8 protein-coding genes are annotated in these 9,109 nt (G+C 51.4%); all 8 read right to left on the reverse strand.

Features of this window, described 5'->3' with window-relative positions:
* Positions 1 to 57 precede the first annotated feature (57 nt).
* Entirely contained in the window at positions 58 to 4,086 is a 4,029-nt protein-coding gene (gene rpoB, locus OGX95_RS10125) for a DNA-directed RNA polymerase subunit beta (protein WP_199948064.1), read from the reverse strand.
* 320 nt (positions 4,087 to 4,406) lie between these two features.
* Positions 4,407 to 4,772 carry a 50S ribosomal protein L7/L12 gene (gene rplL, locus OGX95_RS10130; protein ID WP_003033114.1) on the reverse strand — a complete coding sequence of 122 codons (366 nt, stop codon included), beginning with the start codon at positions 4,770 to 4,772 and terminating at the stop codon, positions 4,407 to 4,409.
* A 66-nt stretch (positions 4,773 to 4,838) separates the two neighbouring features.
* Positions 4,839 to 5,336 carry a 50S ribosomal protein L10 gene (gene rplJ, locus OGX95_RS10135; protein ID WP_005132895.1) on the reverse strand — a complete coding sequence of 166 codons (498 nt, stop codon included), beginning with the start codon at positions 5,334 to 5,336 and terminating at the stop codon, positions 4,839 to 4,841.
* A gap of 293 nt (positions 5,337 to 5,629) precedes the next feature.
* Entirely contained in the window at positions 5,630 to 6,337 is a 708-nt protein-coding gene (gene rplA / locus OGX95_RS10140) for a 50S ribosomal protein L1 (protein WP_198907431.1), read from the reverse strand.
* A gap of 3 nt (positions 6,338 to 6,340) precedes the next feature.
* Positions 6,341 to 6,769, reverse strand: coding sequence for a 50S ribosomal protein L11 (rplK, locus tag OGX95_RS10145; protein ID WP_003033122.1), 429 nt, complete (start codon positions 6,767 to 6,769; stop codon positions 6,341 to 6,343).
* Positions 6,770 to 6,924: 155 nt separating this feature from the next.
* Entirely contained in the window at positions 6,925 to 7,470 is a 546-nt protein-coding gene (gene nusG / locus OGX95_RS10150; RefSeq protein WP_003033125.1) for a transcription termination/antitermination protein NusG, read from the reverse strand.
* A gap of 1 nt (position 7,471) precedes the next feature.
* The gene (gene secE, locus OGX95_RS10155) at positions 7,472 to 7,855 is read right to left on the reverse strand and encodes a preprotein translocase subunit SecE (protein ID WP_003033128.1); all 384 of its coding nucleotides are present in this window, start codon (positions 7,853 to 7,855) and stop codon (positions 7,472 to 7,474) included.
* Positions 7,856 to 8,083: 228 nt separating this feature from the next.
* A partial coding sequence (gene tuf / locus OGX95_RS10160; RefSeq protein WP_189624548.1) for an elongation factor Tu occupies positions 8,084 to 9,109 on the reverse strand: 1,026 nt, incomplete at its 5' end.

A 9,109-nucleotide genomic window follows, 5' to 3' on the forward strand; every position in this document is an offset into this window, starting at 1 on the left:
TTAGCACAATCTGGCGCTGGCGGTTAAGCCAGCACCAGTGACCTGTTTGATCGAGAGTTACTCGTCTTCCAGCTCGATGTTGATACCCAGCGAACGAATCTCTTTCAACAGTACGTTGAAGGATTCTGGCATGCCTGGTTCCATCTGATGGTTGCCGTCCACGATGTTCTTATACATCTTAGTACGACCGTTCACGTCATCAGACTTAACGGTGAGCATTTCCTGCAGGGTGTATGCTGCGCCATATGCTTCAAGCGCCCACACTTCCATCTCCCCGAAGCGCTGACCACCGAACTGCGCCTTACCACCCAGCGGCTGCTGAGTAACCAGGCTGTAAGAACCGGTAGAACGCGCATGCATCTTGTCATCAACCAGGTGGTTCAGTTTCAGCATGTACATGTAGCCAACGGTAACCTGGCGCTCGAACTGCTCACCGGTACGACCGTCGAACAGCGTGATCTGACCGGAAGTCGGCAGGCCACCCAGCTGTAACAGTTCCTTGATTTCAGACTCTTTCGCACCGTCGAACACCGGCGTTGCGATCGGCATACCTTTTTTCAGGTTTTCAGCCAGACGCAGAACTTCTTCATCGCTGAAGGTATTCAGGTCAACTTTCTGACGAACATCTGAACCCAGATCGTAAGCACGCTGGATGAATTCGCGCAGTTTCGCGACTTCCTGCTGCTGTTTCAGCATGGCGTTGATCTTATCGCCGATACCTTTCGCAGCCATACCCAGGTGGGTTTCAAGGATCTGACCGATGTTCATACGCGATGGTACGCCCAGCGGGTTCAGTACGATGTCTACCGGCGTACCGTTAGCATCGTGTGGCATATCTTCGATCGGGTTGATCTTAGAAATTACACCCTTGTTACCGTGACGACCTGCCATTTTATCACCAGGCTGGATCCGACGTTTAACCGCCAGATAAACCTTAACAATCTTCAGCACGCCCGGTGCCAGATCGTCGCCCTGAGTGATTTTACGGCGTTTCGCTTCGAGTTTTTTCTCGAATTCGTGTTTCAGTTCGTCGTACTGCTCAGCCAGTTGTTCCAGCTGATTCTGTTTCTCTTCGTCGGTCAGGCCGAGTTCCAACCAGCGATCGCGTGGCAGTTTGTCGAGCTTCTCAGCTTCAACACCACCGGCAACCAGCACAGCGTAGATACGGCTGAACAGGCCAGCTTCGAGGATCTGCAGTTCTTCAGACAGGTCTTTTTTCGCCTGCTTCAGCTGCATTTCTTCGATTTCCAGCGCACGTTTGTCTTTTTCTACGCCATCGCGAGTAAAGACCTGAACGTCGATAATCGTACCGGAAACACCGTTTGGCACGCGCAGAGAAGAGTCTTTAACGTCAGACGCTTTCTCACCGAAGATCGCACGCAGCAGTTTCTCTTCTGGGGTCAGCTGGGTTTCACCTTTCGGCGTTACCTTACCTACCAGAATGTCGCCACCGGTCACTTCCGCACCGATATAAACGATACCGGATTCATCCAGTTTGGAGAGCGCAGCTTCACCCACGTTCGGGATGTCAGCGGTGATCTCTTCCGGCCCCAGCTTGGTGTCACGGGACACACATGCCAGTTCCTGAATGTGGATGGTGGTGAAACGGTCTTCCTGGACAACACGCTCGGATACGAGGATGGAGTCTTCGAAGTTGTAACCGTTCCATGGCATGAATGCCACGCGCATGTTCTGACCCAGTGCCAGTTCACCGAGGTCGGTGGACGGACCGTCAGCCAGCACATCACCACGTTCAACCGGTTCGCCCAGAGACACACACGGCATCTGGTTGATACAGGTGTTCTGGTTAGAACGGGTGTATTTGGTCAGGTTATAAATGTCGATACCTGCTTCGCCCGGGTACATCTCGTCTTCGTTAACTTTGATAACGATACGGGAAGCATCCACGTACTGAACAGTACCGCCACGTTTCGCAACTGCAGTAACACCGGAGTCAACGGCAACAGCACGTTCCATACCGGTACCAACCAGCGGCTTATCAGCACGCAGGGTCGGAACCGCCTGACGTTGCATGTTCGCACCCATCAATGCACGGTTGGCGTCATCGTGTTCCAGGAACGGGATCAGGGACGCACCGACGGAAACCACCTGCTGGGTGGATACGTCCATGTAGTCAACCTGGTCGCGGCTGAACAAGCTGGATTCGCCTTTGCTACGGCAGGTAACCAGATCTTCTACAAAGTGGCCTTCGTCATCCAGGTTGGAGTTCGCCTGAGCGATAACGTAGTTGCCTTCTTCAATAGCAGACAGGTAATGAATTTCGTCAGTTACAACACCGTCGGTCACTTTACGGTACGGAGTCTCGAGGAAGCCGTATTCGTTAGTCTGTGCATACACGGACAGGGAGTTGATCAGACCGATGTTCGGACCTTCAGGCGTTTCGATTGGACATACGCGACCGTAGTGGGTCGGGTGTACGTCTCGAACTTCGAAGCCTGCGCGTTCACGGGTCAGACCGCCTGGGCCGAGTGCGGAGATACGACGTTTGTGCGTAATCTCAGACAGCGGGTTGTTCTGGTCCATAAACTGAGACAGCTGGCTGGAACCGAAGAACTCTTTCACTGCTGCAGAAATCGGCTTGGCGTTGATCATATCCTGAGGCATCAGGGTATCCAGATCGCCCAGAGACAGACGCTCTTTCACCGCACGCTCAACACGTACCAGGCCAACGCGGAATTGGTTTTCCGCCATTTCGCCTACGGAACGGATACGACGGTTGCCAAGGTGGTCGATATCATCGACTTCGCCTTTACCGTTACGGATATCGATGAGCTTCTTCATCACTTCAATGATGTCGTCTTTGCTCAGGATACCGGAACCTTCGATTTCGTCGCGCAGCAGAGAACGGTTGAACTTCATACGACCAACCGCAGACAGGTCATAGCGGTCTTCGGAGAAGAACAGGTTCTCGAACAGGCTTTCAGCAGCTTCGCGTGTCGGCGGCTCACCAGGGCGCATCATACGGTAGATTTCTACCAGTGCGCTCAGACGATCGTTGGTTGGGTCGACACGTACAGTTTCAGAAATGTACGGACCGTGGTCCAGATCGTTAGTGAACAGCGTTTCGATACGCTTGTGGCCAGACTGGCTCAGCTTAGCCAGCAGATCCAGGCTCAGCTCCATGTTAGCTGCGCAGATCAACTCGCCAGTGGATTCGTCAACGTAGTCTTTAGCCGCAACTTTACCCGCAATGTATTCAACCGGAACTTCGATATGCTTGATATCGTCTTTTTCCAGTTGGCGAATGTGGCGCGCAGTGATGCGACGACCTTTTTCAACGTAGACTTTGCCGTTAGCTTCAATGTCAAAGGAGGCGGTTTCACCACGCAGGCGTTCCGGCACCAGTTCCATCTGCAGCTTGTTGTCGCGAATTTCGAAAACAACTTTCTCAAAGAACAGATCCAGAATCTGCTCAGTGGTGTAGTTCAGTGCACGCAGAATAATGGTCGCTGGCAGTTTGCGGCGACGGTCAATACGTACGAACAGGTTGTCCTTCGGATCGAATTCGAAGTCCAGCCAGGAACCACGGTAAGGAATGATGCGCGCGTTATACAGCACTTTACCCGAAGAATGGGTTTTACCTTTATCGGAGTCAAAGAAGACGCCAGGACTACGGTGCAGCTGAGAAACGATAACACGCTCAGTACCGTTGATAACAAAGGTACCGTTGTCAGTCATGAGCGGAATTTCGCCCATGTAGACTTCTTGTTCTTTAATGTCTTTAACGGTGCCTTCCGGCGCTTCGCGCTCGTAGATCACCAGACGCAGTTTTACGCGCAGCGGTGCGGAATAGGTCACGCCACGGATCTGACATTCCTGAACGTCAAACACCGGTTCGCCAAGGCGGTAGCTGACGTATTGCAGCTCGGAATTACCGCTGTAGCTCTGAATCGGGAAAACGGAACGGAAAGCTGCTTCCAGACCATACTGCCCTTCAGGATCTTGCTCGATGAACTTCTGAAACGAGTCAAGCTGGATAGAAAGGAGATAAGGTATGTCCAACACTTGTGGACGTTTACCAAAATCCTTACGAATACGTTTTTTCTCGGTATAGGAGTAAACCATTAGGGTTCCTCAGCTCGCTGACAAGTCGACCCATCTGTCCGACGAAGGGACAGTTTGTGCAACACTATTTTGTTGACCGGAAAATCGAATACTTTCCGCAATGCCTGTTGCTATCACGCTTAAACCATTTCATTGCGATTTACACAGAACTGACGCTCTGTCGCAGTATATTAAGGCGTCGATAGAAACAAGCATTGAAAGGCACAGCAGTAGTCAAACAGTGTGAAATGCTACTGGCGCCTTACAGCGCAAAAAGGCTGGTGACTAAAAAGTCACCAGCCATCAGCCTAATTTCTCAGGCTGCAACCAGAAAAGTTGGCTTATTTAACTTCAACTTCAGCGCCAGCTTCTTCCAGAGATTTTTTCAGTGCTTCTGCGTCGTCTTTGCTGATGCCTTCTTTCAGGGCAGCCGGAGCAGATTCTACCAGGTCTTTAGCTTCTTTCAGACCCAGGCCAGTTGCGCCACGTACTGCTTTGATAACAGCAACTTTGTTAGCGCCAGCAGCTTTCAGAATTACGTCGAATTCAGTTTTTTCTTCAGCAGCTTCAGCCGGGCCAGCAGCTACAGCTACAGCAGCAGCAGCGGAAACACCGAATTTTTCTTCCATTGCAGAAATCAGTTCTACAACGTCCATTACGGACATAGCGGATACTGCTTCAATGATTTGATCTTTAGTGATAGACATTTAAATTGTTCCTGAAAATCAGAATAAGTTTATACGTAAGCAGATGCTTGAATAAGATAACCGCGATTAAGCAGCTTCTTTCGCATCGCGTACAGCAGCCAGAGTACGAACCAGTTTGCCAGCCGAAGCTTCTTTCATGGTTGCCATCAGGCGTGCAATTGCTTCTTCGTAGGTCGGCAGAGTTGCCAGGCGATCGATATTCGACGCCGTAATCAACTCACCTTCAAAGGCTGCGGCTTTGACCTCAAATTTTGCATTCGCTTTCGCGAACTCTTTGAACAGACGAGCAGCAGCGCCCGGATGTTCCATAGAGTATGCAATCAGGGTCGGACCAACAAACGTGTCTTTCAGGCACTCGAACTGAGTACCTTCAACGACGCGGCGCAGCAGGGTGTTACGAACAACACGCATGTATACGCCAGCTTCACGACCTGCTTTACGCAGTTCAGTCATTTTATCTACAGTTACGCCACGGGAATCCGCAACTACTGCAGACAGCGCGCCTTTGGCTACTTCGCTGACTTCAGCAACAATCGCTTGTTTGTCTTGAAGATTTAAAGCCATTAGCTTTGCTCCTGGATGTTTGCCGGAACTCATGTTCCGGAACTCACTTCACTCCCCCCAACGGAGAGAGCGTCTAAATACGGTGAGCAGAAACAAGCCAGAGTATCAGAAATAATCTTAGCGTTCTGTCACCGTCTACGCAGGGCATTAAGTTTCTTACGAAACACCTGCGGTCTTCGACGGAGGCCTGGATAGGCCAGGCTCCAACGAACAAATCTGTTGTCTATCAGCCGAAGCTAACAGAATCGTGGGCGAAGATTGTAGACAAAATCACCGCCCACGTAAAGCTAATCTTAGACGTTCGCAGACGCGCTCAGACCAGCCTGATCAACGGCAACACCAGCACCCATGGTGGTGGAGATGCTAACTTTCTTGATGTACACGCCTTTAGCCTGAGTCGGTTTAGCTTTTTTCAGCGCAACCAGCAGAGCTTCCAGGTTTTCTTTCAGTTTGTCAGCGTCAAAATCCACTTTACCGATGGTAGTGTGGATGATGCCGTTTTTGTCGTTACGGTAACGAACCTGACCTGCTTTAGCGTTCTTAACTGCTTCAGCAACGTTCGGCGTTACAGTACCAACTTTCGGGTTTGGCATCAGGCCACGCGGACCCAGAACCTGGCCCAGCTGGCCAACAACGCGCATTGCATCCGGGGAAGCAATAACAACGTCAAAGTTCATTTCGCCTTTTTTGATCTGGTCAGCCAGATCTTCCATACCTACCAGCTCAGCGCCTGCAGCTTTAGCAGCTTCAGCGTTTGCGCCCTGGGTAAATACGGCTACGCGAACGGAACGGCCAGTACCGTGCGGCAGTACAGTTGCACCACGTACGTTCTGGTCAGATTTACGCGCGTCGATGCCGAGGTTAACGGCAACGTCTACGCTTTCTACGAATTTAGCAGTGGCCAGCTCTTTCAGCAGAGCGATAGCTTCGTTGATATCGTACTGTTTAGTAGCATCAACTTTGTCACGGATCACGGACATGCGCTTGGTCAGTTTAGCCATTTCTTAGTCCTCCACTACCAGGCCCATGGAACGTGCAGTACCTTCGATGGAGCGAGTCATCGCTTCAATGTCGGAACCAGTCATGTCGGCAGCTTTGGTCTGCGCGATTTCCTGCAGCTGAGCGCGGGAAATTTTACCCACTTTGTCTTTGTTCGGCTTACCGGAACCAGACTTGATACCAGCCGCTTTCTTCAGCAGAACTGCTGCCGGAGGCGTTTTGGTAACGAAAGTGAAAGAACGGTCAGCGTAAACGGTGATAACAACCGGGATCGGCAGACCTTTTTCCATGGAATCAGTTTTTGCGTTGAACGCTTTGCAGAATTCCATGATGTTCACGCCTTGTTGACCCAGTGCTGGACCTACCGGCGGGCTCGGGTTAGCCATACCAGCTGCAACCTGCAGCTTGACATAGGCTTGGACTTTCTTAGCCATTCTAAATTCCTCTAGTTGGGTTATAGCGCCTCAAGGAGGCTCCCCGTGATTAAATTCGTTTTACGGACAGAATCCATAAAAACAAAAGGCGCGAAATTGTATTCCAATCTCGCGCCTTGTGCAACGATTAAATCGTCGCTTTTTTGATCGACGTGTTAGGCTTTTTCAACCTGAGCGAAGTCCAGTTCAACCGGAGTCGCACGACCGAAGATCGACACGGAAACTTTCAGACGAGACTTCTCGTAATCCACTTCTTCAACCACACCGTTAAAGTCAGCGAACGGACCGTCGCTAACACGAACCATTTCACCTGGCTCAAACATCGTTTTCGGACGTGGTTTATCACCAACCTGCTGCAGGCGGTTCATGATCGCATCAACTTCTTTGTCGCTGATAGGTGCCGGACGGTCAGATGTACCGCCGATAAAGCCCATCACACGCGGCACGCTGCGCACCAGGTGCCAGCTCGCATCATTCATTACCATCTGGACCAGTACATAGCCCGGGAAGAATTTACGCTCACTTTTGCGACGCTGGCCGCCACGGATTTCGACCACTTCTTCGGTCGGCACCATGACTTCACCAAACAACTCTTCCATATTTTGTAACTTGATATACTCACGCAGCGAGGTCGCTACGCGGCCTTCAAAACCGGAAAACGCCTGAACGACGTACCAGCGCTTTTTAGGGGCTTCAGACATCTTAGAACCTCAGGCCAGTGATAAAGGATACCAGGCGAACCAGAATACCATCCAGTCCCCACAGGATCAGTGACATTACCGCAGTGACCGCAGCAACGATCAGCGTGGTGTGCAGCGTTTCCTGGCGAGTTGGCCAAATGACCTTACGGACTTCGGTTCTCGCTTCACGGGCAAAAGCAACGGTCGCTTTACCTTTTGTCGTCAACAGCGCAACACCACCTGCTGCAGCAATCAGAATCACTACGGCCAGCGCACGCAGCGGCAGCATCATGTCACGATAGAGGTAGTTGCCAACGATAGCTACAAGCAGCAATACAGCGACAACAACCCACTTCATCGCTTCCAGGCCGCGCCCGCTTCCTTGAGCTTCGGTATTCGCACTCATAAACCAACCTGTCAGAAGTATCTACAAACATTTTCACCCCGCGTAAGCGAGGCGATCCAAACCGAAATGCTCTGGTGCGTTTCGGACTAAACGCCCTCTTCAGAGCCTGTCTCAGCAATGATTATGACAAAAAAAATCACTGATGAGCCAGGTTCTGGTGTGAAAGCGTGCAAAAAGGGCATCAAATGATGCCCTTTTATTGCGCATTGCGTCAAATGTTATCGGCAATTAGCTCATTACTTTGGCAACAACGCCCGCGCCAACGGTACGGCCGCCTTCACGGATTGCGAAACGCAGACCGTCGTCCATCGCGATCGGGTGGATCAGGGTAACAACCATTTTGATGTTGTCGCCCGGCATTACCATCTCTACGCCTTCCGGCAGTTCGATGGTACCCGTCACGTCAGTAGTACGGAAGTAGAACTGCGGACGGTAGCCTTTGAAGAACGGAGTATGACGGCCGCCTTCGTCTTTGGACAGAATGTACACTTCAGATTCGAACTTGGTGTGCGGCTTGATAGAGCCCGGCTTAGCCAGTACCTGACCACGTTCGATTTCTTCACGTTTGATACCACGCAGCAGAACACCAACGTTCTCACCAGCACGGCCTTCGTCCAGCAGTTTGCGGAACATTTCAACGCCGGTACAGGTAGACTTAGCAGTCTCTTTGATACCAACGATTTCAACTTCTTCACCAACTTTGATGATACCGCGTTCTACACGACCGGTAACAACGGTACCACGACCGGAGATGGAGAATACGTCTTCGATAGGCAGCAGGAACGGCTTGTCAATCGCACGCTCTGGTTCCGGGATGTAAGAATCCAGGAAGCCAGCCAGTTCGATGATTTTCGCTTCCCACTCTGCTTCGCCTTCCAGCGCTTTCAGAGCAGAACCACGAACGATCGGCGTGTCGTCGCCCGGGAAATCGTACTGAGACAGAAGTTCACGAACTTCCATTTCTACCAGTTCCAGCAGCTCTTCGTCATCAACCATGTCGCATTTGTTCAGGAACACGATGATGTACGGAACGCCTACCTGACGACCCAGCAGGATGTGCTCACGGGTCTGCGGCATCGGGCCGTCAGTCGCAGCAACAACCAGGATCGCGCCGTCCATCTGCGCAGCACCGGTGATCATGTTTTTAACATAGTCGGCGTGGCCCGGGCAGTCTACGTGCGCGTAGTGGCGAGTCGGGGTGTCATATTCAACGTGAGAGGTGTTGATGGTGATACCACGAGCTTTTTCTTCCGG

Origin of the sequence: Citrobacter sp. Cu233, assembly GCF_030332225.1 — a bacterium.
Classification (GTDB): domain Bacteria; phylum Pseudomonadota; class Gammaproteobacteria; order Enterobacterales; family Enterobacteriaceae; genus Citrobacter.